The 26,205-nt window shown below is 42.8% G+C and carries 30 protein-coding genes, 1 tRNA gene and 1 riboswitch; of the genes, 11 read left to right on the plus strand and 20 right to left on the minus strand.

Features of this window, described 5'->3' with window-relative positions; genetic code table 11:
- The first annotated feature begins 87 nt into the window (after window positions 1-87).
- From NQ544_RS05545 to thiH, 7 genes are all read left to right on the plus strand, one after another.
- On the plus strand, window positions 88-1,383 hold the full coding sequence (locus NQ544_RS05545) for a clostripain-related cysteine peptidase (protein WP_006848693.1): 1,296 nt from the start codon (window positions 88-90) through the stop codon (window positions 1,381-1,383).
- Between the two features lie 65 nt (window positions 1,384-1,448).
- A complete protein-coding gene (locus tag NQ544_RS05550) occupies window positions 1,449-2,459 on the plus strand; it encodes a GYF domain-containing protein (RefSeq protein WP_006848694.1) in 1,011 nt (336 codons plus the stop codon).
- Between the two features lie 709 nt (window positions 2,460-3,168).
- Window positions 3,169-3,594, plus strand: coding sequence for a Fur family transcriptional regulator (locus NQ544_RS05555; protein WP_006848696.1), 426 nt, complete (start codon window positions 3,169-3,171; stop codon window positions 3,592-3,594).
- A gap of 83 nt (window positions 3,595-3,677) precedes the next feature.
- Window positions 3,678-3,772, plus strand: a riboswitch (TPP riboswitch).
- Window positions 3,773-3,896: 124 nt separating this feature from the next.
- Entirely contained in the window at window positions 3,897-4,094 is a 198-nt protein-coding gene (thiS, locus tag NQ544_RS05560) for a sulfur carrier protein ThiS (RefSeq protein ID WP_006848697.1), read from the plus strand.
- 87 nt (window positions 4,095-4,181) lie between these two features.
- Window positions 4,182-4,955: a thiazole synthase gene (locus NQ544_RS05565; protein ID WP_006848698.1), complete on the plus strand. Its 774-nt coding sequence runs from the start codon at window positions 4,182-4,184 to the stop codon at window positions 4,953-4,955.
- Window positions 4,956-5,068: 113 nt separating this feature from the next.
- The gene (thiC, locus tag NQ544_RS05570; RefSeq protein ID WP_040553535.1) at window positions 5,069-6,763 is read left to right on the plus strand and encodes a phosphomethylpyrimidine synthase ThiC; all 1,695 of its coding nucleotides are present in this window, start codon (window positions 5,069-5,071) and stop codon (window positions 6,761-6,763) included.
- A gap of 183 nt (window positions 6,764-6,946) precedes the next feature.
- Complete coding sequence (thiH, locus tag NQ544_RS05575; protein ID WP_006848700.1) at window positions 6,947-8,086, plus strand: 2-iminoacetate synthase ThiH; 1,140 nt, start codon at window positions 6,947-6,949, stop codon at window positions 8,084-8,086.
- Window positions 8,087-8,188: 102 nt separating this feature from the next.
- Here thiH and NQ544_RS05580 read toward each other — a convergent pair whose 3' ends face one another.
- The 6 genes from NQ544_RS05580 to NQ544_RS05600 all read right to left on the minus strand — a co-directional run bounded on the left by NQ544_RS05580 (window position 8,189) and on the right by NQ544_RS05600 (window position 14,329).
- Window positions 8,189-11,026, minus strand: coding sequence for a DEAD/DEAH box helicase (locus tag NQ544_RS05580; protein ID WP_006848701.1), 2,838 nt, complete (start codon window positions 11,024-11,026; stop codon window positions 8,189-8,191).
- A gap of 33 nt (window positions 11,027-11,059) precedes the next feature.
- A complete protein-coding gene (locus tag NQ544_RS05585; protein ID WP_006848702.1) occupies window positions 11,060-12,277 on the minus strand; it encodes a hypothetical protein in 1,218 nt (405 codons plus the stop codon).
- A 537-nt stretch (window positions 12,278-12,814) separates the two neighbouring features.
- Window positions 12,815-12,931, minus strand: a complete 117-nt coding sequence (locus tag NQ544_RS13940) for a transposase domain-containing protein (protein ID WP_167529943.1) — start codon at window positions 12,929-12,931, stop codon at window positions 12,815-12,817.
- 39 nt (window positions 12,932-12,970) lie between these two features.
- Window positions 12,971-13,384: a putative toxin-antitoxin system toxin component, PIN family gene (locus NQ544_RS05590; protein WP_006848703.1), complete on the minus strand. Its 414-nt coding sequence runs from the start codon at window positions 13,382-13,384 to the stop codon at window positions 12,971-12,973.
- Window positions 13,385-13,394: 10 nt separating this feature from the next.
- Window positions 13,395-13,628, minus strand: coding sequence for a DUF8507 family protein (locus NQ544_RS05595; protein ID WP_006848704.1), 234 nt, complete (start codon window positions 13,626-13,628; stop codon window positions 13,395-13,397).
- Window positions 13,629-14,071: 443 nt separating this feature from the next.
- A complete protein-coding gene (locus NQ544_RS05600; RefSeq protein WP_153134028.1) occupies window positions 14,072-14,329 on the minus strand; it encodes a transposase domain-containing protein in 258 nt (85 codons plus the stop codon).
- 15 nt (window positions 14,330-14,344) lie between these two features.
- Between NQ544_RS05600 and NQ544_RS05605 the strand changes: the two genes are divergently transcribed.
- A complete protein-coding gene (locus NQ544_RS05605; protein WP_006848707.1) occupies window positions 14,345-14,581 on the plus strand; it encodes a hypothetical protein in 237 nt (78 codons plus the stop codon).
- Window positions 14,582-15,127: 546 nt separating this feature from the next.
- Here NQ544_RS05605 and NQ544_RS05610 read toward each other — a convergent pair.
- From NQ544_RS05610 to NQ544_RS05650, 9 genes are all read right to left on the minus strand, one after another.
- Entirely contained in the window at window positions 15,128-15,280 is a 153-nt protein-coding gene (locus NQ544_RS05610; protein ID WP_006848708.1) for a hypothetical protein, read from the minus strand.
- Between the two features lie 39 nt (window positions 15,281-15,319).
- Complete coding sequence (locus NQ544_RS05615; protein WP_006848709.1) at window positions 15,320-15,739, minus strand: type II toxin-antitoxin system VapC family toxin; 420 nt, start codon at window positions 15,737-15,739, stop codon at window positions 15,320-15,322.
- Complete coding sequence (locus NQ544_RS05620; RefSeq protein WP_006848710.1) at window positions 15,739-15,987, minus strand: hypothetical protein; 249 nt, start codon at window positions 15,985-15,987, stop codon at window positions 15,739-15,741. Before NQ544_RS05620 ends, NQ544_RS05615 begins: the two co-directional genes overlap by 1 nt.
- A 445-nt stretch (window positions 15,988-16,432) precedes the next feature.
- On the minus strand, window positions 16,433-16,801 hold the full coding sequence (locus tag NQ544_RS05625) for an ASCH domain-containing protein (protein WP_006848711.1): 369 nt from the start codon (window positions 16,799-16,801) through the stop codon (window positions 16,433-16,435).
- Window positions 16,779-16,940 carry a hypothetical protein gene (locus NQ544_RS05630; protein WP_006848712.1) on the minus strand — a complete coding sequence of 54 codons (162 nt, stop codon included), beginning with the start codon at window positions 16,938-16,940 and terminating at the stop codon, window positions 16,779-16,781. Before NQ544_RS05630 ends, NQ544_RS05625 begins: the two co-directional genes overlap by 23 nt.
- Window positions 16,941-17,334: 394 nt before the next feature.
- The gene (locus NQ544_RS05635) at window positions 17,335-18,252 is read right to left on the minus strand and encodes an IS982 family transposase (protein ID WP_006847996.1); all 918 of its coding nucleotides are present in this window, start codon (window positions 18,250-18,252) and stop codon (window positions 17,335-17,337) included.
- 78 nt (window positions 18,253-18,330) lie between these two features.
- Window positions 18,331-19,011, minus strand: a complete 681-nt coding sequence (locus NQ544_RS05640) for a hypothetical protein (protein ID WP_006848987.1) — start codon at window positions 19,009-19,011, stop codon at window positions 18,331-18,333.
- A 10-nt stretch (window positions 19,012-19,021) separates the two neighbouring features.
- A complete protein-coding gene (locus NQ544_RS05645) occupies window positions 19,022-19,273 on the minus strand; it encodes a transcription-repair coupling factor (protein WP_228023594.1) in 252 nt (83 codons plus the stop codon).
- 123 nt (window positions 19,274-19,396) lie between these two features.
- A complete protein-coding gene (locus NQ544_RS05650; RefSeq protein ID WP_006848985.1) occupies window positions 19,397-19,843 on the minus strand; it encodes a hypothetical protein in 447 nt (148 codons plus the stop codon).
- Between the two features lie 223 nt (window positions 19,844-20,066).
- On the opposite strand from NQ544_RS05650, the gene NQ544_RS05655 reads away from it, so the two are divergent.
- Both NQ544_RS05655 and NQ544_RS05660 read left to right on the plus strand, forming a co-directional pair.
- Window positions 20,067-20,306 carry an HU family DNA-binding protein gene (locus NQ544_RS05655; RefSeq protein WP_006848984.1) on the plus strand — a complete coding sequence of 80 codons (240 nt, stop codon included), beginning with the start codon at window positions 20,067-20,069 and terminating at the stop codon, window positions 20,304-20,306.
- Between the two features lie 14 nt (window positions 20,307-20,320).
- Window positions 20,321-20,443: a smalltalk protein gene (locus NQ544_RS05660; RefSeq protein ID WP_153073502.1), complete on the plus strand. Its 123-nt coding sequence runs from the start codon at window positions 20,321-20,323 to the stop codon at window positions 20,441-20,443.
- 328 nt (window positions 20,444-20,771) lie between these two features.
- On the opposite strand, the gene NQ544_RS05665 is transcribed toward NQ544_RS05660, so the two are convergent.
- From NQ544_RS05665 to NQ544_RS05675, 3 genes are all read right to left on the minus strand, one after another.
- Window positions 20,772-21,101, minus strand: a complete 330-nt coding sequence (locus NQ544_RS05665; protein WP_006848983.1) for a transcription termination/antitermination NusG family protein — start codon at window positions 21,099-21,101, stop codon at window positions 20,772-20,774.
- A 489-nt stretch (window positions 21,102-21,590) separates the two neighbouring features.
- Complete coding sequence (locus NQ544_RS05670) at window positions 21,591-22,547, minus strand: tyrosine-type recombinase/integrase (protein WP_006848982.1); 957 nt, start codon at window positions 22,545-22,547, stop codon at window positions 21,591-21,593.
- Between the two features lie 162 nt (window positions 22,548-22,709).
- Window positions 22,710-23,942 (minus strand): ATP-binding protein, encoded by a 1,233-nt coding sequence (locus NQ544_RS05675; protein ID WP_050758660.1) that lies wholly within the window; start codon window positions 23,940-23,942, stop codon window positions 22,710-22,712.
- A gap of 299 nt (window positions 23,943-24,241) precedes the next feature.
- Between NQ544_RS05675 and NQ544_RS05680 the strand changes: the two genes are divergently transcribed.
- Entirely contained in the window at window positions 24,242-24,406 is a 165-nt protein-coding gene (locus NQ544_RS05680) for a helix-turn-helix domain-containing protein (RefSeq protein WP_006848980.1), read from the plus strand.
- 11 nt (window positions 24,407-24,417) lie between these two features.
- Here the strand turns inward: NQ544_RS05680 and NQ544_RS05685 are convergent, their stop codons facing one another.
- Together NQ544_RS05685 and NQ544_RS05690 are read right to left on the minus strand one after the other, a co-directional pair.
- On the minus strand, window positions 24,418-25,773 hold the full coding sequence (locus tag NQ544_RS05685) for an MATE family efflux transporter (protein ID WP_006848979.1): 1,356 nt from the start codon (window positions 25,771-25,773) through the stop codon (window positions 24,418-24,420).
- 173 nt (window positions 25,774-25,946) lie between these two features.
- Window positions 25,947-26,019: transfer RNA gene (locus NQ544_RS05690), tRNA-Lys, on the minus strand.
- Window positions 26,020-26,205: the final 186 nt, after the last annotated feature.

The following is a 26,205-nucleotide window of genomic DNA, read 5'->3' on the forward strand; positions in this document are numbered from 1 at the left end:
TGAGTGTAGAATGTTGAATTAGTCAAGCTGATTCGTTAGCAAGATTGCAACTCAACATTCAACATTCAACATTCAACATTTTTAATTATGATCAAGAAGCTTTTCACCTTATTTATATGTACGCTATCTCTAGCAGCAACTTTCACCAGTTGTGGAGATGAAGCTATTGATGTTGAAAGCGTCAACAAGCAGACTATCTTCGTCTTCTATCCTTGGACGGGTGGAACCAGCTCTACTGGTCTGAAATATTTCCTGGAAAACAATGTAGATAGCATGTGCGCTGGCATCGTAGACAAAAAGGGCCTTACCAATGCCAGAGTATTAGTTTTCTTCACCGAAAAATACAATGAAAGTACGCTCTACGATCTTCAGTATGATGCAGCAACCAAAACCGTGAAACGTGTTCCTATCAAGAAATACGAAGGCAACAGTCATTGTACAGCAGAAGGATTTGCAGATTTACTGAACGATGTAAGACAAAACGCAGAAGCCCTCAACTATTCTCTGATTATCGGAGCACATGGTTGCGGCTGGACATACGCCAACGATTGGGTAAACTATCCATATATGGCAAGACCGAAGGCTGGTTCTACCGAAAAGGGAAATGATAAAAATACCATTGTATCCACAACAACTTCTGATCATTTCAGTGGCATTCAATTTGGCAATGATCCAAACAGACCTGCCACTCGTTTCTTCGGAAGTGTCAGTTTATCAGACAACGCCATCGATATTTCCACCTTGGCCGAAGGCATCAAGCTCAGCGGACTCAAGATGCAATACATCCTCTTTGATGCCTGTTACATGGGCAATGTGGAGACGGCTTACGAGCTGAAAGATGTAACCAATTTTCTGATCAGTTCAAGTAGCGAAGTGATGGGCGAAGGCATCCCATACAAGACGATATGGAGTTATCTCTGCTCATCAGCCCCTAACTATTCCAGCGCAGTATCAGGCATCGTCAACTTCTATAGGAATTCCGATATTCCATACTGCAACATGGCTGCAATAGACTGCCGACAGATAGACAAACTGGCAAGTATCATGAAGGAGATTAACAGCAAGTATACATTAGCTTCGACAGTGCCGCTCAATTCCATACAGACTTTGGACGGTTTCTCTCCCAACCTTTTCTACGACATGAGTGTATACATAGATAGTCTTGTTCCAAGCGGCTCTCTGAAAGACAAAGTTCATTCACAGATGAAACTCACAATCAAAGCTGCTGCTCATACAGATGAAGCTTATACAATGTTAATGAGTTATAGCGGTACAACCTTTAAAGTGAAAAATTATTGCGGTCTTTCTATCTCCGACCCTAGCCAGCACAGCGTAGCTATCAAGGGAAGAGAGAAAACAGCATGGTGGAAAGCTACACACTAATCATCAATGAAGAGTGAAAGAAACTCCTTATTGGCTTTTAAGAAAAATATTATATAAAAGAATACATGATGGAATATTTTATCATTGAGAATAACGGACAGCAAGCGGGTCCATTCAGCCTGGAGCAACTCGTCCAGAAGGCTATCACACCCGAAACCCTTGTTTGGGCACAAGGCATGAAAGACTGGACTCCAGCTTGGAAAATAGCAGAACTGAAGACTGTTCTTGAAACTGTAGAAGCAATCAAGGCTAATACAGCCAACAAAGAAAATGCAGAAGGAACATCAGCAGATGCAGCCGGCAACAACGGGACAGAAGCAGCAAACTTTCAGGCTGCAAACCAGCAGGGTTTCCAGCAGGCACAGCAGGAAGCTTACCAGCAAGGCTTTCTGCACGGCGCTGCCATGAACCAGGGCTACAGACAGGAACCGGAAAAGAAAAAATCGAGCAAGACTCTCTGGAAAATCATCTTAGGTCTTATCGTACTTCTCTTCCTGGTTTTCGCCATAACCAATCCAGGACCTGAAGCCCATAAAGAAAAGGTAAAGACTGAGGCAGCCAAGGCTATCGACAAGGCTACAGAAACCAGTGATAACAACTTCTTCACCCAAAGCATCCGTTCCATTGCCAAAATGATGGCAGGAAGCGCTATCGATGAAGTGATGAACCAGCTCTTCGAATACCACAACTATATCGTATGCTCTAAGGGAACCGTTGAGTTTAATGGCAAGCAGCACACCGTAAGCTTCGGAATCCTTGGCAGCGTTTACACGATGAATGCTGATGATATGGTGAAGGCGCTGGAAGGTGCCGACAATCTGCAGATAGAAGAAACCACCAGCTCATCAACCGATGAATCCCCTTCGGTAAGCGATAATAGCAGCGATGGTTCAGAAGAAGACGGACTGGGCGCTTCCGTTCAGAAGAAACTGGAAGACAAGGCAAACCAGGCCATGGATCAGGCTGCCGACAAGGTAAGCAAGAAACTGGAAGAGAAAATCAACCAGAAACTCGATGAAGCAACCGATTCTTCAACCGTAGAAAAGATTCTCGACAAGATTCTGGAACTGATCTAGCATCAGAAATCCGAAGAAACATAAGAAACATGACACATTTCTCAATATGACAGCATGGCGGCTTGACGTATATCAAGCCGCCATTGCTGTTTAGTTGACGTGTATCAAAAAAAGCCTCTTCTTCATCATTTTGTCATGTCTTTGTGACAGATATTCAAGAAAAAGGCATTACCTTTGCACCAGAAAACAGTGAGATTGTAATAAGGATAATGTAAAACAGGAGACCTCACATGGAGGCTCCACAAAGAAAGAAAGGAAACAAATTATGATGACGACAGTAATGATTCTTACAGTTGTGGCAGCAATGATTGCCAAAGCTGTGAATGTAAACAACAACATGGAGCTGGGCAAGTAAAATTGACCACCGTTCATGAACAAAAGGAAAAAGAAAATGGCAGAAATGCCAAGTATTAATTTTTTAAAAAAGGATAACGATTATGAAAACAATGTATGCAAACATCAAGAAGGCCTTGAAGGCTATTCTTGCAAATTACATGAGCGCAATGAAAATGTATGGTGAGGCTTTGAACAGAAGCCGTGGTTGTGCTTGCGTATAAGGGTTCCAATCCCTTCATGCTGCGGCATAAACTAGATTGAAAGCAAAAAGTAATTACGTTTAAATAAAGAAAAAGCGTGTAAGTTACCATACTTACACGCTTTTTTTGTATCTTTGCAACCGGTTTAGTAAAGATTTTAAAAAGAAGAAACGATGAACTCACAAGATATGATCAGCAGGCTGGAATCGAAAGGCATTCGGCCAACCGCCAACCGCATACTCGTAATGAAGACCCTGATGGGCGAACAGAACCCGCAGAGTCTGAGCAATCTGGAACGAAAGATGGTTTCGATGGACAAGTCGAGCATCTTCCGTACCCTTACCCTCTTTCTGGAACATGATGTGGTACATGCCTTCGAAGATGGGCGAGGCGTACTCTGCTACGAACTCTGCGAAGAAAAAGGGGCTTGCGATCATCACGACGGGCATATTCATTTCTACTGCGAATCTTGCCAGCGTTCCTTCTGTATGGAGGATATCCATATTCCAAGTTTCGAGCTGCCCGAAGGCTTTTACCCCCACTCTATTTCCTTTGTCATCAAAGGCGAATGCCCGGATTGCAGAAAGAAACACCAGTAAAACGAAAGGTACATTCTGCGTTAATTTAGCATAAATATTTTTGAAATTCTATTGTTTTTCCGATATTATCATTACTTTTGCAAGCGATTATCACGGGGTGCTGAAAGATTCGGCTGAGATGATACCCATTGAACCTGATGCAGGTAATGCTGTCGCAGGGATATTTGATAGTGCTTTATTTTTTCTCTTAAGGCTTTCATCTGGAAGTTCACCGTGTTTGATTACATATTATCTTATCATCGCTTTCGGGCGATAGAAAAACGTAAACAAACGGATTATTCATCATATAAAACGAACAGAATATGAAAGTAACTATCAACAACAAAGAGACCGAGACACAGGCTAAAACCATCAGGGAGTTAGCCCAGGAACTCGATTTGCCAGCTACAGGAGTTGCAGTAGCTATTAGTAACGAAATGGTGCCTCGTGATGAATGGGAAAACACAATCATCGCAGAAGGAGCAGACATCGTTATCGTAAAAGCGTTCTGCGGAGGATAATGGTCCCAGAATACTGCGGAAAAGAATCACCCAAAAGTACTTTTCCTACAGAAATGAAAACAAAAATAACAACTCTATAATAAAACAATGGAAAAATTAGTAATCGCAGGCAGAGAGTTTAACTCACGCCTCTTCTTGGGCACAGGAAAGTTTAACAACAATGCCCTCATGGCTGAAGCCATCAAAGCATCAGAAACAGAAATGGTTACTGTTGCTATGAAACGTATCGAACTCGAAGACAAGCAGGACGACCTGCTCTCTCATATCGTGCAGAACCCAAATATCCAGCTCCTTCCTAACACCAGTGGCGTGCGCAACGCCGAGGAGGCTGTATTCGCAGCACAGATGGCTCGCGAGGCTTTCGGAACCAACTGGCTCAAGCTCGAAATCCACCCAGACCCTCGCTATCTTCTTCCAGACTCTATCGAGACGCTGAAGGCTACCGAGAAACTGGTAAAGCTCGGTTTCGTGGTATTGCCATATTGCCAGGCAGACCCTACCCTCTGCAAGCACCTCGAAGAGGCTGGTGCTGCTACCGTGATGCCACTCGCTGCACCTATCGGTACCAACAAGGGATTGAGAATGAAGGACTTCCTGCAGATCATCATCGAGCAGGCTACTGTTCCTGTGGTAGTAGATGCAGGTATCGGTGCACCTAGCCACGCAGCCGAAGCCATGGAGATGGGTGCCAGCGCTTGCTTGGTTAACACAGCCATCGCCGTTGCCGGTGACCCTGTAGAGATGGCCAAGGCATTCAAGGAAGCAGTAGTATGCGGTCGCCGTGCATACGAGGCAGGTCTCGGAGCCATCAGCGATTGTGCCGAGGCAAGTTCTCCTCTCACCGCATTCCTCAACGAATAATTATAATATAATAATATATATATGATAATATAAAGGCATGAAGGATGAAGGCAAAGAAGCAGAATGTTCTTTTTACCTTTTTACCCTTTTACCTTTTTACCTTTAAAAAAATTATGCCAAACGATAAGAAAGCTTACGCCCAGAGAGAAAAGGCGTATATGCAGGGAAAAATCTTCCCACAGATCAAGGTTGGAATGACCAAGGTAAACCTCACTCCTACTGTTGTGAAGGATGAGCGCGGCATTCCACATACAGAGCCAAACGCTCCGGTTTATATCTACGATACCAGCGGTCCTTACAGCGACCCTAACTATCAGGTAGACTTGAAGAAGGGCTTGCCAAGAATGCGCGAGCAGTGGATTCTCGACCGCAACGATACCGAGCAGCTCAAGGAAGTTACCAGCGAGTATGGCAAGCAGCGCCTTGCTGACCATAGCCTCGACCACCTCCGCTTCGAGCACATCCAGTTGCCTCGCCGTGCACAGGCTGGCAAGCACATCACACAGATGGCTTATGCCAAGGCTGGCATCATTACTCCAGAGATGGAGTACGTGGCTATCCGCGAGAACATGAACTGCCAGGAGTTGGGCATCGATACCCATATCACTCCTGAGTATGTGCGTGATGAGATTGCCCGCGGACGTGCCGTTCTTCCTGCCAACATCAACCACCCGGAGAGCGAACCGATGATCATCGGCCGCAACTTCCTGGTGAAAATCAATACCAACATCGGTAACTCTGCCACTACCTCCAGCATCGAGGAAGAGGTAGATAAGGCTGTATGGTCCTGCAAGTGGGGAGGCGATACCTTGATGGACCTCTCTACCGGCGACAACATCCACGAAACCCGTGAATGGATCGTGCGCAACTGTCCTGTACCAGTAGGAACCGTGCCTATCTACCAGGCTTTGGAGAAGGTGAACGGCAAGGTAGAGGACCTGAACTGGGAGGTATTCCGTGATACCCTCATCGAGCAGTGCGAGCAGGGTGTTGACTACTTCACCATCCATGCCGGCATCCGTCGCCACAACGTGCATCTCGCTGATAGCCGTCTCTGCGGTATCGTGAGCCGTGGCGGTAGTATCATGAGCAAGTGGTGTCTCTACCACGACCAGGAAAGTTTCCTCTATGAGCACTTCGATGATATCTGCGACATCGTGGCACAGTATGACGTTGCCCTCTCTTTGGGTGATGGTCTGCGCCCAGGCTGTATTGCCGATGCCAACGATGCAGCCCAGTTTGCCGAGTTGGATACCATGGGCGAGCTTGTTACCCGTGCCTGGGACAAGAACGTGCAGGCATTCATCGAGGGTCCTGGCCACGTGCCATTGCAGAAGATCAAGGAGAACATGGAGCGCCAGCTCGACCACTGTCACGAGGCACCATTCTACACCCTCGGCCCATTGGTTACCGATATCGCTCCAGGTTACGACCACATCACATCAGCCATCGGTGGCGCCCAGATAGCATGGCTCGGCACTGCCATGCTCTGCTATGTAACACCTAAGGAGCACCTCGCCTTGCCTAACAAGGAAGATGTGCGCACAGGTGTGGTAACCTATAAGATTGCCGCTCATGCAGCCGATTTGGCAAAGGGTCATCCAGGTGCAACCATCCGCGACAACGCCCTCTCCAAGGCACGTTTCGAGTTCCGCTGGAGAGACCAGTTCCACCTCTCTCTCGACCCAGAGCTTGCCTTGAAGTATTTCGAGGAGGCAGGTCATACAGACGGTGAGTACTGCACCATGTGTGGTCCAAACTTCTGTGCAGCCAAGTTGACACACGATTTGAGAAAGTTTAAAAAGTAACTAAACATTCGCATGTGGGGAAGTTAAAGGAGTTAAGGAAGTTAAGGAGTTAAGACGTATGTCTTGCTGCTTAAAAAACTACGCCAAAAAGACTATTGTCTTAACTCCTCAGCGACCGTAGGGAGCGATAACTTCTTTAACTCCTTTAACTCCTGAACTTGCGAAACTTGAAAAAGTAAGAAAATGTTTTCAGACGAATTAAAGAATATCAGTTGGGAGGAGACCACGGAGCGCATTGCTCGAATGACCGATAATGATGTGCGCCGTGCCCTTGCCAAGGACCATTGCGATGTGAACGACTTCATGGCGCTGATTTCACCGGCAGCCGAGCCATACCTGGAGGTAATGGCGCGTCTTTCCCGCAAATATACCGAGGAGCGCTTCGGCAAGACCATGTCGATGTTCATTCCTCTCTACATCACCAATTCATGCTCTAACTCCTGCGTGTATTGCGGTTTCCATCGTGAGAATCCGATGGCTCGTACCATCCTCACCCCAGAGCAGATTGAGAACGAGTATAAAGCCATCAAGCAGCTGGCTCCATTCGAGAACATCCTTCTCGTTACGGGTGAGAACCCAGCCAAGGCTGGCACCCCTTATCTTGCCAAGGCAATCGACATCGCCAAGAAGTATTTCTCTAATGTGAAGATAGAGGTGATGCCGCTCTCTACTGAGGATTACAAGACCCTCGCCGACCATGGTATGAACGGCGTCATCTGTTTCCAGGAGACCTACAACCACGAGCACTACAAGCTCTACCACCCACGTGGCATGAAGAGCAAGTTTGAGTGGCGCTGCGATGGTTTCGACCGCATGGGTATGGCAGGTGTCCATTCCATCGGTATGGGTGTGCTCATCGGCTTGGAGAAGGAATGGCGCACGGATGTAGTGATGATGGCTCATCACCTGCGCTACCTGCAGAAGCATTACTGGAAGACCAAGTACAGCGTGAACTTCCCTCGTATGCGCCCTGCACAGAACGAAGGTTTCCAGCCAAACTGCTTCATGACCGATAAGCAGTTGGCCCAGGCTACTTTCGCCATGCGTATCTTCGACCACGATGTAGATATCTCCTACTCTACCCGTGAGCCAGCCTACATCCGTGACAACATGGCAACACTGGGTGTCACCACCATGTCGGCAGAATCAAAGGTAAATCCTGGTGGTTACCATACCTATCCTCAGGCATTGGAGCAGTTCACCGTAAGCGATGAGCGTACCGCCAAGGTAATCAATGCGAGATTGAAGGAATTGGGCAGAGAGCCTGTCTGGAAGGATTGGGATGCCTCATTCGATTTCTTCGGAAATATCGCAAACGGATAAAGAAGATGTAATTAAACAGAATAAAAAAAGAGTGTATCATAAATTCATGACACACTCTTTTTTGTTAATATTCTCAGACTGACGCCCCAATAATAGATCATTTCAGATGGATGGTCTGTGTTTTCTCCCCGTGATATCAGTTACCAAGGCGATCCCTCCATCACGAATCTCCACCTTCTCATATTTGGCATCAACAATCACTTTTCCTTTCAATGTCATAATGCCCCAATGTCTGGGAATCTCTTCAAAGGCGCAATAGGCACCAACAGATTGCGCTATACTGCAGTAGAGGGGTGGCACGATAACTTTACCATCTACCTTCACGCCCCATTTCTTTCCTGCTTGATACAATTCCACATGTCCTGCTTCTGACTTCTCATGCAAAAGAAGCATCTCGCTTGCTTCCTTTTTCTTCTCCTGTAACATCATCTCATCATAGTATTTCTTGCCAAGGCGAGGCATTACAATATGAAGATCTTCATTTTCATTCTTTGGGTTATTGCATCCAATATAGGTCTTCTTCAAATATGAATCCACCAGGTAGTAGTCCTGCTTGCTGTCCATAACCACAATACAACCACAACGAAGAGTGGCACACATCCAATACACATGTTCATAATCACCACGCAAGAAACATACTCGATTACTATCTATAGTAGCCTTCATCATCAAGCCATTGCCTCCTTCATAATAGTACCATTCCTGGCAACCACTATCTACTAAATAATTATAACGATATATCAGGTAATCCCCAAAATTGAACAGGTCATATTTGGAAGGGCAATATGGCCAAGAGAAATGTTCGTAGGTACGAGACATATAAACATCTCCATATTTGATGAACTCCCAACCTTCTAGCGTAACCACCTTTGGAACATCGTAAACATTGGGACCATCGTCAATAATAGCTCCAGACAACAGGTCATAATAGCAGACCTCCTTTCTGCAATGTCGGTAGAACAGGATGTTGCCATCCAACAGTTTCATGTCATAGTAATCGCCTGGCTCCAAGACTTGTTCTCCTTGTCGGTTCACTACCGTCATCTTCCCATCAGGAAGCTTGATGATGGCAAACTCCCCTCTACTGTCCACAAACTCACGATACTGTATCGTTTGGAGCAATTCTTCATGGCTCATCACCATCATCATTTCTGAGTCTGGATGAATCTGAATATCGTCTTGCTTCTCGTTCATCAGGAAAAACTCTCTATCCTTCGGAGTCTCCTTTCTCTTGCCAATTTTCAGCTTTCCCTCGAACATAGCATTCCAGTTCCATACTTGCGAAGGCAACCCGAACACCCGATATAGTCCCACATTATCTATAATCACGCAGTTCTTCTTTCCCTTGGCCACTCGCAATCCACGTCCCACCATCTGCAGATACTTGGCAAGCGACAAGGTAGGACGAGCCAACTGCACAAACTCAATATCCGGACAGTCAAATCCCTCCGAGAAGATGTCCACATTCACCAACACCTGTATAGGAGCAAGTTCATCAGCAGCCCGCAAGCAAGTAGCCCCCAGTCTATCGCCAACTCCATCAGCAGCCCGCAAGCAAGTAGCACCCAGTCTATCGCCAACATTATCAGCAGGTCGCAAGCAAGTAGCACCCAGGCGGTCCCATCCCGCACAATCTGGCGAGACCTTTGATGGTCCGCCATCCTTAGAGCGTAGCGGTTCCGAGCACCGAGTAGGGCGGTTTCCTCCCTCTCCCCTGAGGGTGAGAGGGTCGGGGTGAGAGGTGGAGCCCTCTTTGGAAAGAGGGACGGGGTGATTCGAAAAAATCCCTTCTTTGGAAAGAGGAACAGGGTGATTCGAAAAAGAAAGATTAGAAGCTTTGAACCTTTCAATAAGTTCTTTTCGTAAAGAACTTGGCGTTTTACTATCAATAGCAACAGCCGCTATGCCGTGTTCTCTGTAGAACTCGGCAATAGCATTAGCATGAGAAATATTGATAGCATACACGATGCCCTTTCTGTCTTTACCAAATTCTTCCAAACTCCGATAGAGCCTTTCGATGCTCGGCTTTTTATTCAGCAACATATCCATTTCTTTGTTCTGGTAGTCACCATCAGCCCCTCGCTTCTGCAAGGAGTCGATGAGCCGTTGCGTCACACCATCCGATTTGATGCTCACAAAATCATATGTCGCCAATCTTCCCTTGCTGATAAATTCAGGAACACTCCACGACTGCACCAAGACATCAAACAGATCAGTGAATCCCTTACCATTCAATCGGCAAGGTGTTGCTGTCAGTCCCAGGAACTTAGCTTTCGGGAATCTATCCCACATTCCCTTGTAAGTCTTGGCAAGCGCATGATGCGCCTCGTCAATCACTATCATTCCCGGTTCTTCCTCTATCTCGTCATAGTGCTTCGACAACCATTGTATCGACACAGCCTTTATCGGCATCATGTCAGAATTAGGATTAACAGAAGAGGCAGAAGTGGCACCAAGCCCATCAGCAGGCCGCAAGCAAGTAGCACCCAGGCGGTCCCATCCCGCACAATCTGGCGAGACCTTTGATGGTCCGCCAACCTTAGAGCGTAGCGGTTCCGAGCAGCGAGTAGGGCGGTTTCCTCCCTCTCCCCTGAGGGTGAGAGGGTCGGGGTGAAAGGTGGAGCCTCCCTTAAGGGTAAGGGAGGACGGGTGGGTTTTCGAAAAATTCCCCTCTTTAATGGTAAAGAGGGACGGGGTGATTTTAGAAAAAACTCTTTCAATAGTTTCTCGAATCTGAGAAACCAACTCCCTTCTATGGGCAACAATCCAAACATTGCAATTAGAATGTTCCCTCAAAAACGATTCTACGACCGAAGCGAGTAGAACCGTTTTACCCGTACCAGTTGGCATTTGTGCCATTACGGACCGATGAAGGCGCAACGCCTTCTCAATCCGTTCCTTCATATCCTCTTGGTAATCAAAAAGTTTGATTTCCTTCATTAACAATGTCTAATAACCAATAATGATGTTATATCAATTTCTCAGCAATCGCATCAAAGCAGGACGATTGCCATAATTGTATTCTACCTCCTCCACAAAATCCAAGATAAGCTTCTTGGAAACATCACAACAAGTGTACATACCCTTGATGTCATCCACGATATAGCCATAACTCTTCGATTTAGCATAACTCAAGTGCTTACGCAAATCATCAATAACATGCTCGGTATAAGCAGCTTGGTCTTCCTCGCTCATATAATGCGCATACTTTTTGAAGAGTTCTACTCGGCTGAATGACATTCTGTTGTCCATTAGTATCTTCAAGAGACACTGATACTTCTTTTCTTCCACAATCATGTTGCACACTTCGATGCAATCATCATCCGTGATATGTGGAATATCCCCGAAGAGTTTCACAACAAACTCATCCCAATCCTCCTTGGCTACCAACTCTTTCAGCTTCTCGAAGTAAGGTCGCTTGTCCACCAAGAACTGACGGAACAATCTGCGATATTCTTCAATAACGTTAGCTTTGTCATTACGTCTTTCCAAGATTTCTATCTTTTGCAGATGCCAAGGTTCAGTGGTATTGTATCCATCATCTCCATACACAGCAATCGTTTTGTCTATCTCTTTCAAGGCATCATTCTCCAATCCCTTTTCAAGAAGTTCATTGATTTTGAAGGAACAGACATCCGGCACATACTTATATTCCTCCATGATTGCATCCACTTCATTCTCTCTACCGTGAGTCTGCAGATACTCTATCTTCTTGATGAGCAACTTGCCCAACTCCTCGAATCTGAATAGCGAACTCAACTGGTCAAAGTTTTCGTCATTCACCAATCTCTTATATTCGTAGGTATGATGCTTTATCTGCTTATCAAGGTCTGCAAGGTATGTATCCGCATCCGACAATCGAAAGTTGATAGCCTCACGGATATGGTCAAAGAAGCACAGGCAATAATCATCGTATGCCTCCATCTTCTCAATCTCAGCCATCTCTTTCTGTGCCGTAGCAACAGATTCTATCGGAGTGGCTTCATCTCTCAGCACCTGTGCCAGTTCTTTCTCCACTTGATAAGTGAAGAAATCATCCCCATCACACTCTTGGTCGTTATACACTTCCAAGCGGCTGTATTCCTCTGCCACAAAGCGCAGAAAGTCCAAGCCGTTTCGCACTGCTTTCCCATTCTCCTTGGCATCCACCAAGGACTTGAATTGTTTGTATTTTGTGTAGGATTGTATCATACTTATTCTACTTCAAATATTCTATAAATATCTTTTTCACATAAACCAAATTCATTTTCCACCATTGCCAACAAAGTAATGCTGCGATGATAAGTGTTGAAAGGTACAAACTCCAAGACCAGCCTATTATAATTGTCAAGAGAACAGAAGAGAACATATGTCCAAAGAATAGATTCCTTGCCAAAACTGATTGATAGTAAAACTCTTGATACTTATCTATTTCTGTTTCTTGTTTTGCCTGCGTCAGACCTTTTGTCGCCTTGGCGTTATCAATGAAACCTGTCTCTGGTAGTTGGAGTTTATACCGTAAGTCACTGATTTTCTCTATGGAAAACCTTTTGAACGATTTGTTTAATACTAACCGTGAAGGACGGTAAGTATCCGCTCAACTCCGTATTGCATATCTCAAAAAAATATTGTACCTTTGCACGGCGGCATCATTTTTCTAATTTTGAGACAAGAATACGCAATTTAGCCCTCCATCAGCACAAGCTAATGGAGGTTATACCTTAATTTGACTAAATATTAAATTCATTTTTATTGTTCCTCATCTTCCCAGAACTCAGGAAGAAGAGTATAATACTTATCCTCAGGCGTAGAATCTATGTGCTTCAACACATAACAAAGCCAACGCTCAGGATTTTTATCTAGCACCTTACATGTAATGGTGATATACAAAACCAGTACATAAACCTATATCCACTTATCCAAATAACATTTAAAATCCTCTATACCTATAACCTCCACTTTAGGAAAAGGAATATCTTCCAGGACCTTAAAGTGCTTGTCTTCTGTAACAATACACTTTGCATTTGCAGCAATGGCACAATCTACAAACTTATTGTCATCTTTATCTGCCTCAATTAAAGCAAAAGTATAATGAGGATCTTTGCGAATTATATTGGGTCTAGTCAATATAGCATAAACTATGGCTTCAGAAACTTGAGGGGATATATTACGAGATAAAACCTCTGAATACTCCTCTATTATTTCATTGGACACACAAAGGTTATAATCGCCACTAAGAAAAGCATTCCACACCTTACGATACGGACTTCTAGGGGCGATTGACATAATCAAACTATTTGTATCCAATACAATATTCATAACCTAAAGATTATAATATTGGTTTATTGTATGGAGTACGTTCATGGAGATGCCGGAAACTCTCGATACGTTCTTCATTCAGGGTTCCTTCATTCCACATTCTATCTAATTCAGCATCAGCCATCTGAACAAAATAATCGGAGATTACCTTATTCAAATCTCGCAAAGCCTCAGGAGTCTTGATAAATGACAGCATATCGAGGATTTGCAATTGAGCTTGATTCATTGTTGCTACCTGTGCCATAATAATTCATTTTATTAATATCTAACCGCAAAATTACACTTTTTCCTCGAAACCACCAAGAGAATCACAAGAAATCTGCAAGTTATCTGCAAATAACCACGAAATCAACCGTAAACTATAAACTATTAACTGTAAACTATAAACTGCTATCCCCATGCGGTCCCATCCCCGCACAAGATGGCGAAGACCAGAAGCAAGTTGTAATAAGGCGGTCCCATCCCGCAAAATATGGCGAAGACCTTTGATGGTCCGCCAACCTTAGAGCGTAGCGGTTCTGAGGTAAGTATCCGCTCAACGCCGTATTGCATATCTCAAAAAAATATTGTACCTTTGCACGGCGGCATCATTTTTCTAATTTTGAGACAAAAAAACGCAATTTAGCCCTCCATCAGCACAAGCTAATGGAGGTTATACCTTAATTTGACTAAATATTAAATTCATTTTTATTGTTCCTCATCTTCCCAGAACTCAGGAAGAAGAGTATAATACTTATCCTCAGGCATAGAATCTATGTGCTTCAACACATAACAAAGCCAACGCTCAGGATTTTTATCTAGTACCTTACATGCACCAAACAAGGAGTACATCATTGCTGCACGCTTACAGGCATCCAAGTCACGGCAGAACAAATAAGCCTTCTTTCCCATCACCATGTCACGGATCAGGCGTTCGCTGGCATTATCCAAAAGTTGGGATAACAACAGTTATCACAACTTTTGGATAACTGTTGTGAACGCGCAGTCCGCCCATTCACAAATCTCCGAAAGAACTTCGGTGGATTTAGCAGTGAGCAGGGTGCCAGAGTCACAGCAACCTTCCTTACTTTCGTTGAAACCTGCAAGCTAATGGCAATGGCTCCACTGGATTTCTTCAGGGGATTCTTTGACATGATTGTAGCTGGAAGAAGGGATTATGCCTTGATGACAGAGGCTCTTTTAGTTAAACCTGTTTAAAAATCAGAAAAGTCCAATTTCTTAAAATACTCTGTATCCCCAGTAAACACTGGGGATGGAGTTGTATTGTCATAGGGGTTGGATGCTTATGGTGCGGGAGCTACCTAAAAATAAGGTTGCTCCTAGCTTTGTTGAGAAATAAGATTTCATGATTTTATATTTTTGTTCCCCATTGCAGTATCGCTCTGCACTTGTCGTCACTCGAATGGGGAGTTTATTCTAATGTCCCACAGATCTCACAGATTTACACAGATTTCTTCGTTGCAAGCAACGGTAGTCACTATGCCTCACAGCAATAGATATTTCTCTGCACGCGAATTACGTATTTTTTTTCGGAACACGAATTGCACGAATTACACGAATAAGTTGCTTAGTCTCGAAAGATTCGTGTTCAACACTCAATATTATTCTTTTAAGTCGCACACGGATCTCACGGATTTTTTTCGTTGCAAGCAACGATTCGTATATCACCAAGACTGCGTCTCTACTATATTACTGCATATGGTGCACAACTATTAATCTTGACTAAATCTAATTTTTTCATTCTTACAACACACAAAATGAATCTGCTTCCTTACCGGTTCTGCGGCGATAGTCATCACGCATACGCTTTTCCATTTGTGCTATGTATTCTGCCTTCCGCTCTCTAGAAGCCTTGAAGCGACGCATAAAATCTGCTTTTTTTTCTTCTATGGTCATAACGTCGTATTCTTCTTAGTAAGTATCCAACCTGTCATTTTATTTAACTGCATAATGAGCCAAAAAATCCTTAGGGGTCAAGACTTGCAATTCCGAAAAAGGAAAATCCTTAACGTTTCTGGTAACAATACAATCCACACCTATTGCCTTAGCAGAAAAATATTGCAATGCATCTTCAAAGTCCTTAGCCTGCAAAGTTACTGCGGACTTTACAGCATTCGAATCGACAGATGCTATTTCGGCAAATTCAAACAAACTTGCAAGTACAGCATATATCGCTTCACCAGGGAACTTCTTTCTGCCTATATACGCCATATTAGCACAAGTTAAAGAAGATACATACAATGAACATCCTTGATTATATCCATAAGCCAAGATGGCTTCAGCATCATCACTAAAGCCTTCTCGATCCAGATAATAATCAAGAACCACATTCGTATCTAAAAATACCTTCTTCATTACTTGCTCAATATATAGTTTAATCTTTCATCCTCACTATCTTCCACACCAGCTAATACTCCTCGCATCTTTTTCAAATGCAAAGGCAACTGATACCGAGATGCTTTCGAATGCGGCTTAGCAAACTTAAACTCCTCTATAAAGAAACGAAAAGACTTCTTCACAACATCTGCTACATCCAAATTGTTTACATGAGCAAAATTTTCTATGTCGTGATATGTATTATTATCTATTGTAATTGTATTCATAATTGTATCTCCTTTTTTTGACTGCAAATATATGGTTTTTATATGAAACTACCAAATTTTTAAAGAAATTTTTGTTTTAAGTCCAAATCCCACGCAGATTCATTCGAGAATTTTCCTCTCGAATCGTCTTTTCATCAGATGAACCTTGCTGCAATGAGACTTGAAGCTCTGCGACACGAGATTGCATATGCTTCAGTTCTGCATGCATGGATGGTATCAAACTCTTAATATCTGTATTCATAATATGAAAGGTAATATATTATATAGGTACCGCCATACGGGCTAATGGTGATTTACCGTTCCATACTCCATCCTCAAAATCATTTACCATACAAACACTATATTTCTTGTCTATAGAAGCAAGTGTTGAATCTTTAGTAATACTCTTGAAGGGACAATCTATTATTACTTGAAATGGAGGTATCATATTTCTATTAGACAAAACTTAAACATATATAAACGACTGGGGAACTTTAAAGTTAGCAATAACCGTTGTTGGATCAACAGCCTCCTTGTACTGCTTACATTCCTTTATCTTGAGGGCCACGCCTTTATCTTTTCCTGCATAATACTGTTGGAAGAAAGACTTGGTTACACCAGAGTATTCTTTCGTTTGATTCCAAATATTCGCAGGGGTATCACAGATAATCTCTGCTATCTTGAACTCGCCTACAATCTTGCTGATGGGACGGCTGGCGTAGATATATACGGTATCCACCTTTTGCTTGAAGAGAACCTTGCGGTACTCATATTGCTTTTCCCCAGAAAAGATTTTCTCAACAAACTCTGGCTTAATCGATAATATAACGTTCATCTATTTCTCCTAATTCCAATAGTTTATCAAATTGAGCATCGGTCAACTTGAAGAATCCCCAATACTCAGGGTTCAAGCCAACCTGCTCTTTCATCACTTTATTGATTACTTTCTTAGTGAAAGCTATGTTATACAACATCGTGATGACAATGAAACAATTCCTTGTTCTATACCATCGTCTCAATTCATATTCCTTAAATACCGAATAACGATTGGTATAATTCACAAAAGCATCTTCATTTTCAAAGTCTTTGAAGGTCTTGACCTCACTAACTGTACAAACAGATGTACAAACATGCGATACTTGGCTGGACCTTGGAAATCACTAGTCCTATAAATGACAAGTTTGTCGCCTGTTTTCAAATATCTAGTACCTTTCATCCAGCAAAGGTATATCTTATACCTCAGTTCGGGATAACGAGCTCTATCTAAAGGCTTTATAATGTTTTTATATAAGGGACACAGAGGCTTGGCAACCATCTATATATCTTGGATGGTTGCTGAGACAAAATCCTCCTGTAAAATATGCAATGTTAGAAAAGACTCAGCTGTTTCGTATCTTCGATAACGTATCCAGTAAGTGCCTTGGGCTTGTTGTCAAAGAAACAGTATGCCCCTAATGCAGAAATAATATTTATGATGAAATTCGAAACAGACCTATGACGTGAATGTACTATCTGAGCCGTATTTTTCAACAGGTCATTAATCGTTTCAATGATGTATCTTTTGCGTAGCATCATCTTGTCATAGAACGGCATTAGTTTGTTCTTCATGTTCACTCTCAGTCCTGTAACCAACTGGATGCCTTCCTCAAAAAGCGAATCGAAGAGTTTTTGCGAGATATAGCCTTTATCTGCAAACAGCTTGCCATACAGACGTTTAGCCAATACATCGAATACCGCTGGATCTTTGTCGCTAACGTTTGCACCAGTGAGAACAAAAGCAATTATCTCACCTCTATCATTACAAGCCAGATGTAGCTTGAACCCATGACACCATCCCATTGTTCCCTTTCCGTCTGTGGCAATGCCTTTGAACACTTTGTTGGCATAACGCCTGAGATTGTGGCATATTGGTATCATGGTTGAATCAACAAAGGTTATACCTGTACATCTGCCAAAAGCACGGAGATTCAGGAAGAACATGAGAGGGAAGAATACGCGACTTTCAAGTTCTACAAAACGGTTATAAGACACTGCATTTGGAAAATATGACTTCAATGTTCCTCTAATAAAGAATAGGTAATAATGCTTGAAGTTTCGGAATGAGCCGAAATGGAAATACAGCAAAATCGTCATGATTTCACTATCAGATAAAGAGGCTTTACGTCGTCTGCGCTTTACTCCATCTTCACTCAAAAGCAATTTTCCTGCATTTTCAGCATCAAAAACTTTGTAAAATTCATCAATAATACAAAATAATTCTGTAACTTTGTCCTTGGTAATCTCCATAATGATATCTTTTTATGTTTGTAACTAATTGTATTTCAACTACAAAGATACAAAAAATATCGGAGATTACCAACTTTTTTAGGCACTATTTCTTATCCCGAACTGAGGTATCTTATAGATGCTGTTAGTCTCAGAAACATCCTGTATAAGATCATACTTCTGTTCGTTTTTCAAAATGGAATCCGGAAAAAGCTGTGTATGGTATTCTGGAACTATAGAAAGAACATACTTATTAAAACCCGCTTTTCTAACAAAAGGATAGTCGAGTTTTAAATCACCTATATGGTTTCTCATATTCTTTATCAATACATATTCCGAATTACCGTCCTCATGAGGCTTGTCCGCCTCATGTAAGAATCCAAACTTCTCAAACATACGAATCAAGCCTTGTAACTCATCTGTAGGGAACATGGTGACATAGACTTCTTCCACATCCTCGGCTATAGCCAAATCCATGATTTTCTTCATGAAACGCTCGCCACGTGTGGTATGACGATTGTCATTGTCCACCTTGAATGTGCCGACCTTCAAGCGTTTCCTTGCAGGTTGCACAGGTACCATATCTGATAGTTCCTCTTCCTCTATCTTCAAATAAAGAAAGTCTTTCAGTTCTCTATTAATATAATAGGTGTAGGCTGTTGCACCTGCAGCTTCCTTTTTATGATACCACTCATCAAACTCAGGATAACTCGACCTCAAAGAATCAAAGAATGAATCTTTGAGATTGATGTCTGAAAATCGCTCTAATTGCAAATCCATAATTCAACTTTTATGATTGAAAATTATCTTTTATACTACTAGAAGAATCATCATGTATATTTTGTTTCGCCTGACTAGCATTTGGCGCTATCACGTTGTTGCCACCATTAACATTGAACATAACGTGCGAGTCTTGACACTCCTTGATCTGGTCTATCAGGTCATGGTATTCCTTAGGCATCATCTTTCGGAGCAAACAATGTACACGAGAGATGTCTGCATAATGATTCTCATTCATGAACTCTTGTGCCTTACGTATCATATGAATATATATTTCTCTCATGTTTTCGGGAATATAAGTTACTTGCCCAAGTAATATAATATACTTGGCAAAGTAATATAATATACTTGCTCAAGTAATATAATATACTTTTTGAGGGCTATTTCATCGATTTGACTGGCGGATAGCCTTTTTTCTTGCATCCCATGCATTGTTGATGTAGAGGCGGAGGTTATCTACTCCCTTGCCTGTCTTCACATTCGTGAGGAATGGAAGGAGGAGATGGATGAAATCTTTCTTGGCGATAAGGTCGGCATCTATCGCCTCCTCGTTCTGGCACATCGTGGCTACTACCTCGCCCACTTCCTTTGCTTTCTTGCAAGCGGTGAGGAGAGAGATGTAACCTCGGAGAGATTTCACCTTATTAATATATATAGCGAGACGCTGCTCATCTTCATTAGGTGCATCGGTGGATTCGCCTTCTGAATGGAGCTTTTGGTCTGCGAATTGGTCGCCATAGAAGTTTTGTACGGCTTCTGTGGCATTGGGGAGGATTTGGTTGTTGCCTCCGTATATGTTGAAAGTCACGTTAGACTTGCTGTTTTCTTCCATTTCTAGTAGGGGTATTTAATGGTTGTTCAACGAATATTCAATGGTTATTTAACGCTATTCCATAAAGTTGATTTCGCCTCTCATTTTTTATACCTTTGCATCAGTTAAACGAAGAACGAAGAGTGAAGAGTGAAGAATTCATTACCCCGGGCATTCGACATTCTGAGTTTTGAGTGAGACATAGGTAACATTAGTATTAACATTTTAAAAGAAAGGATTAATTATGATTGAGTATTCTGTATTTTTGATGACCAACTACCTCAAGCCTGAGGACGGGGCTAAGGCTTATGCCAAGAACCAAGTTCGTGAAATCTGGGACTTGAATAAGTTTTGCAAGCACATTGCTTCACACAACGCTGGCTACAGCCGAGGTATGGTGAAAGCCATCCTGTCGGACATGTGTGACTGCATCCTGCATAATGCAGGGTGTGGTCACCCCTTCAAACTTATGTTTCACTTTTAAACACATTTCTGATTATGAAGAATTTTAATGATGGTTCCAAGAAAATTTCTTGGGTTTCAATTTTGAATGCTGCTGTTCAAGCTTTGATTGCAGCTCTTACTGCACTGGGAGTAAGCTCGTGCGCAAATGCCTTATAGCAATGTTAAGTGTTGAATGTTAAATGTTGAATTATTAATTTAATACTCTGTTACTGGCGAGGTACTTTTCCTCGTCAGTAACACTTGCTTAATATCTGACATTTCCATATACTCTATTCGATTTTTTGCAAGTATGCTTTAGGAATATATCCTGTCGTAACAGCACACAACCCCTTGATACTCACATAAAGTTTATGATCTTTTTTGATACGGACGACATAGCCTTCCGCTCCTTTCAAAGAACCTTCAATGACTCGGAACTTGTCGCCTTTGGTAAACTTGGGATTATACTCATCGTAAAAATCCAGTCCTTCAACACCAGAAGTTGCTACAATATTGAAGATTTTACTTCACGTTCTGAAATTTTAGAAGGTTCTTTCAAGTTCTCAGAATTTTTGCCACGATAGAGCATCACTTTATTGAGAAATTTGCGTTCAATCTCTTCGGCTTCTGTTCTCGTAGTACGGAAAAGAATGAGAGATGGCATAATAGGAACTTCCTTCACCAGACTCTTTTTCTTATTCTTGTCCCAATATTCTTGTTTCACATCATAAATATGCTCTATCCCTTTGGCAACGAAATATGCCTTGATAGGCTTTCCTTTCCCAAAAAATATCTTGAATGCGTACCAACTCTCCTCGTTGTCTGGTTGTATCATTGTTTATTTTTTCTATTTTGATCAGGGTGTACTTCTCATTCCCCCGTGTCGTGAAATCATGTTTCAAAACACTTGGCAAGAAAGGGTTGGTTAGTCTATTTCCAATAACGGAAACCTCTAATCACAGACGTACTCCTGATCCAAGAGCATGATAGTCTGCAACCCTTGGAATGATTAGCTGTCCGATTCCTTTGTCCTCAAAATCCTTCCCTCAATCACTCCCGTTCTTCTGAATCTCTATATAAGAGACACAGAAAACCGAAAAACATTCTTTCAATCAACGACTTAGAAGATTGTGTACGAGAAGAATGCTGAAAAAATGTAGAATTTCGTAGAATGATATTAATTTTTTAACACGCATAATTTGCTTGTTTCCAACAATTTTCGTAATTTTGCGGTAAGATTCTGTGTCTCTTATATAAAGATTCAGAAAAATTGGTTCATTTTGGTTCATTTTACATAATCCCTCTTTTTATTCTTTTTTGTGGCTTATAGGGCTGCCAGTTTCTTGGCGTTGGCATCATCTACTTCTGAGCTTTTGATGGAACGGAGATAGATTTGTGTGGTGGTTTCGGAATGATGTCCCAATGCCTCGCTGATGACAGAGATAGAGATATGATTATCTCTTGCCGTCGTTGCCCAGGAATGGCGGGCAACATAGAGGGTGAGCTTGCCCTTGATGCCTATCGTAGCTCCAAACTTACTGAGGTGGTAGGAGATACGCGCTTCCGCATTGTGATATAGGCGTGCCTCATCCTGCTTTTTGTCAATAGTTTTATCCTGTCTTTTGTTTCCATCATCAACAAGGAAAGGAAAGAGATAAGATGAGGAGGCGGTCTGCGCCTGATACTTTTCCAACAACTCCTGCATCTCCTTCTCCCATCGGATGGTGAGACGCTGTCCTGTCTTTCTTCTTGTATAATGAAGATAACCGTCCTTGAGGTCAGATTTGCGGAGATGAGCCAGGTCGATGAAAGAGATACCACGCAGATAGAAACTCATCAGGAATGTATCTCTTGCCATCTCTTCCTTGGGATTGAGATCCTTGACAGATTGCAGACTCTTGATCTGGCTGACATTCTCTGTAGGTATGGCTCTCTTGCGAGTTTGGGCAATACCGGTATAGACATCCGAGAAGGGATGCTGCTGTGGCGTCAGTCCCTTTGCCACAGCTTTGTTGTAGGTGGCACGGAGGATGCGGAGATAGAAGGAGTTGGTGTTTTTGCATACCTCCGCCGTATGATGCAGGTACGCCTCATACGAGCGCATCACTTCTGCATCTATCTCTTGTAGGGCAATATCCTTGTTGTCACGGTATCGCTTAAAGCTGTTGAGGGATGCCTTGTAATGCAGCGAGGTGCGGTATTGCCCGTTTTTCATCAACAGGGCGATGAGGAGGTTCATGAACTGGAATAAAGACTCTGATGTTTTCTTGTTTCTTGACATAACGATTGTGTATTTATGAAGTTTATTAATATATGATAGGGGCACCTCTGTCTCTATTCAAGAAACAAAGATGCCCCTATATAATATATTAATGTGTCAAGGACGCCAGTTCGTATGAAAACACAGGCTGACCTCCAATAGAGAAAGGAAACAAATAGATTCCTAATCTCTCAAGCACCCTACCGGCACAACATATACGCCGTCCTGCGGACGCTGGTAGGCATATTTACCGACACCAGTCAACACCATTTTGAAAGATGGAGACTTCATCTTATCGGTATCGATTTTACTTTCCAATGTCACCAGGTTTCTTGCGCCCTCCTCTATGAGCTTGTCGCCACCCAGCTTCACCTCAATCAACCCATACTTGCCATTACGAAGATGAACTACAGCATCACACTCCAGACCTTTTCTATCACGAAAATGATAAACGGAGCCACCTAATGCATCAGCATAAACTCTCAAATCACGTACACACAAGGTTTCAAAGAATAAGCCAAACGTACTCAAATCATTGATCAAGTCATCCGGTCCCATTCCCAAAGCTGCAGTTGCAATCGAAGGGTCGGTAAAATATCTGGTATCAGAAGTACGTATCGCCGACTTGCTTCTCATATTCGGGTTCCAGGCTGTAGAATCCTCTATCACAAATATCTTCTTCAAAGCCTTGATGTAGGAATAGATGGTATTCTCACTAACCTCAGTACTCTCATTGTTGGCAATATCTGCCAAAATGGTACTTGCAGTAGCCTGACTTCCCTGATTTCTCGCATACGAACGCATAATCCTCCGTGCTAATTCACTATCACGGTTGACTCCATCTACACGGGATACATCGAATCTGGTTACTGCCTCAAAATACTCAATGGCCTGCTGTAAAGCTGCCTGCTTGCTTTTCTTATCCAAGGCTTTCGGCCAGCCACCCCGACAAGTCAAATATGCCAGATACTCCAAGTCAATGGGGTTGATTCCTTCTACGAAGTAATCCGTCCTGTCGGTTGCGAACAATTTGGCAAGGCTCACCTCTCCTGTAGAATCTTCTGATTCCCACAAACTCATTGTTCGGAGTTTGAGCCAGGCAAAACGCCCCGTACCCGTATGAAAGATTTCGTCATAACTAGGTGGTACAGCAGACCCGGTCAGTATGAACTGCCCATCATCATCACGCTTATCCACTTCATTTCTGACGGCATCCCAGAACTTAGGTGCTATTTGCCATTCATCTATCAAACGTGGCGTTTCACCTCGAAGCAATAGTTTGATATTGGTATTGGCCATAGCAATGTTCTGCTCCATAGTATCTGGATCAGACATAGACAGGATACTTTTAGCCTGTTGGCTGGCTAGAGTAGTTTTACCGCAATACTTAGGACCTTCTATCAAAACAGCCCCCATCGCATCCAGTTTTTCTGCCAATATTTTATCTGCAATTCTTGCTTTATATTCTTTCCTAAAAACTCATTTTTAATTTCTGATGCAAAAATAATATATTTTGCTGAATATCAAGCAAATAAAATAGTTTAACCTTGTTATTTTCCTATTCCGTTATGGCAGTTGGCGCTTTTTCGTTGTGGCAGTTGGCGCTTTTTCGTTGTGGCAGTTGGCGCTTTTTCATTGTGGCAGTTGGCGCATTTTCGTTGTGACAGTTGACCCAAATTCATTGTGGCAGTTGGCGAAATTATTGCTTCTGATACATGTTTTATCCTGTTTCATGGGCCATCACCGGCAACATAAAGAGCCGCAGCTACGGTACCTGCAGAGAAGTGGGCTTCAGCTATCCCAACCATTTCGCCCGCCTCTTCAGACAAAAGACGGGAATGTCTCCTAGTGCTTTCAGAAAACAGCTGTTAAAAGAATAATCCTGCCTGTATCAGGAAGCAACGATGGAATGACTGAACTTATGATGCTTGACCATCCAGCGGTATACAACCACACAGATGATAACAGAGAACAGCGAACCGAACCACGTCGTGATACCCATAGGATAGAGCGTATCCGGATACATCTCTGAGGCAAGATAAGCCAACGGAATTCTTACCAGGATGACCGACAGGAAATTATAAACAAAAGAGATGATGGAATAGCCGCAGGCTGTAAACAAGCCTGAGAAGCAGAAGTGAATGCCGGCAAAAAGGCAATCATAAATATATCCCTGCAGATAAACGGCTCCTTTTTCTACTACAACAGGATCATCGGTAAAGATACCCACTGCCACCTCCGGGAAAATCTCCCAAACGGCAATCATCAGAATGCCATAACCAAAGATGATGACAAGCGAACAGCGCAAAGTTTTAAGCACACGGTCTACATTGCCTGCACCATAGTTTTGGGAACAGATGGCAGATACGGTAGACAGCATGGCAGAAGGAAGAATAAAAACCAGACCGATAAACTTCTCTACGATGCCCACAGCACCGGCATCATACACGCCTCGTCCATTGGCAATTACGGCAATGGCAAGAAAGCCCAACTGGATGAAACCATCCTGCATAGCTATCGGGAAGCCTATCTTCAGAATACTTTTTACCGTCTGACGGTTCGGACGGAAATCATGTCTGTGAACATCAAATACCTCACGATGACGCCTGATAGCAAGGAGGGCTACCATCACACTGAACATTTGCGACAAGGTAGTACCCAATGCCGCACCTCGGGCTCCCCACCCCAGATATCCGATAAAGAAAAAGTCGAGAAGAATATTCACCACACAAGCCACAGCTACGAAATACATCGGACTCTTCGAATCGCCCAACCCACGAAAGATTGAGGCTATCACATTATATGCCATGATGAACGGAATGCCGATAAAGCATACCATGAGATAATCACGGGTACCTTCCACAGCCTCGGGTGGCGTATCCATCAGCCTGACAATACCATCACGGCAACAAAGCAACACCAGCGCCAGCAAAATACTCAAGGTAAAGAACATGGTAGCAGTATTACCAATAACCCGGGAAGCCCGGCGCTGATCCTTTGCACCGATGGCATGAGCCGTATTCACAGTAGTACCCATAGCCAGACCAATGACTACGCAAGTAACAAAATACATTACCTGCGCACCATTAGATACAGCCGTAGTACTATCTACATTACAATATCTACCTATCACGAAAAGATCGGCCAAACCATAGAGAATCTGTAGGAAATAAGCCAGAATATAAGGTAACAAAAAGGTCGTGATATTCCCCCAAATGCTACCTTGTGTCAAGTCTGTTCTATTCATCGGTTGCAAAGATACTATAAAAAACAGAAATAGCGAGACAATCTTACTTATTTTTTCTCAAATTCTGCAAATTTGTGATATATCACCAACATTCACGGAGCCGTGGTTACCTCATACCGGACATAGATAAAAAAAAACTCCGGAGAACCAAGATTGATTCTTCGGAGTTTTTGTACACCCTTAGGGATTCGAACCCTAGACCCACTGATTAAGAGTCAGTTGCTCTACCAACTGAGCTAAGGGTGCCTCTGCTAAAAACTTTGTTTTCAAAAGCGAGTGCAAAGGTAATACATTTTTCTGAAACCGCCAAATTTTTATGGATATTTTTTGAAAAAATCTTTCATTTTATCCATTATGATTGGTTGATGAAAGCATTATTCCTTCAGCCAACCACCTATCAGGCTGATGATTTCCTGTCTTGTAGGCTCTGGG

The sequence above is a fragment of the Segatella copri DSM 18205 genome (assembly GCF_025151535.1).
Lineage (GTDB): Bacteria > Bacteroidota > Bacteroidia > Bacteroidales > Bacteroidaceae > Prevotella > Prevotella copri.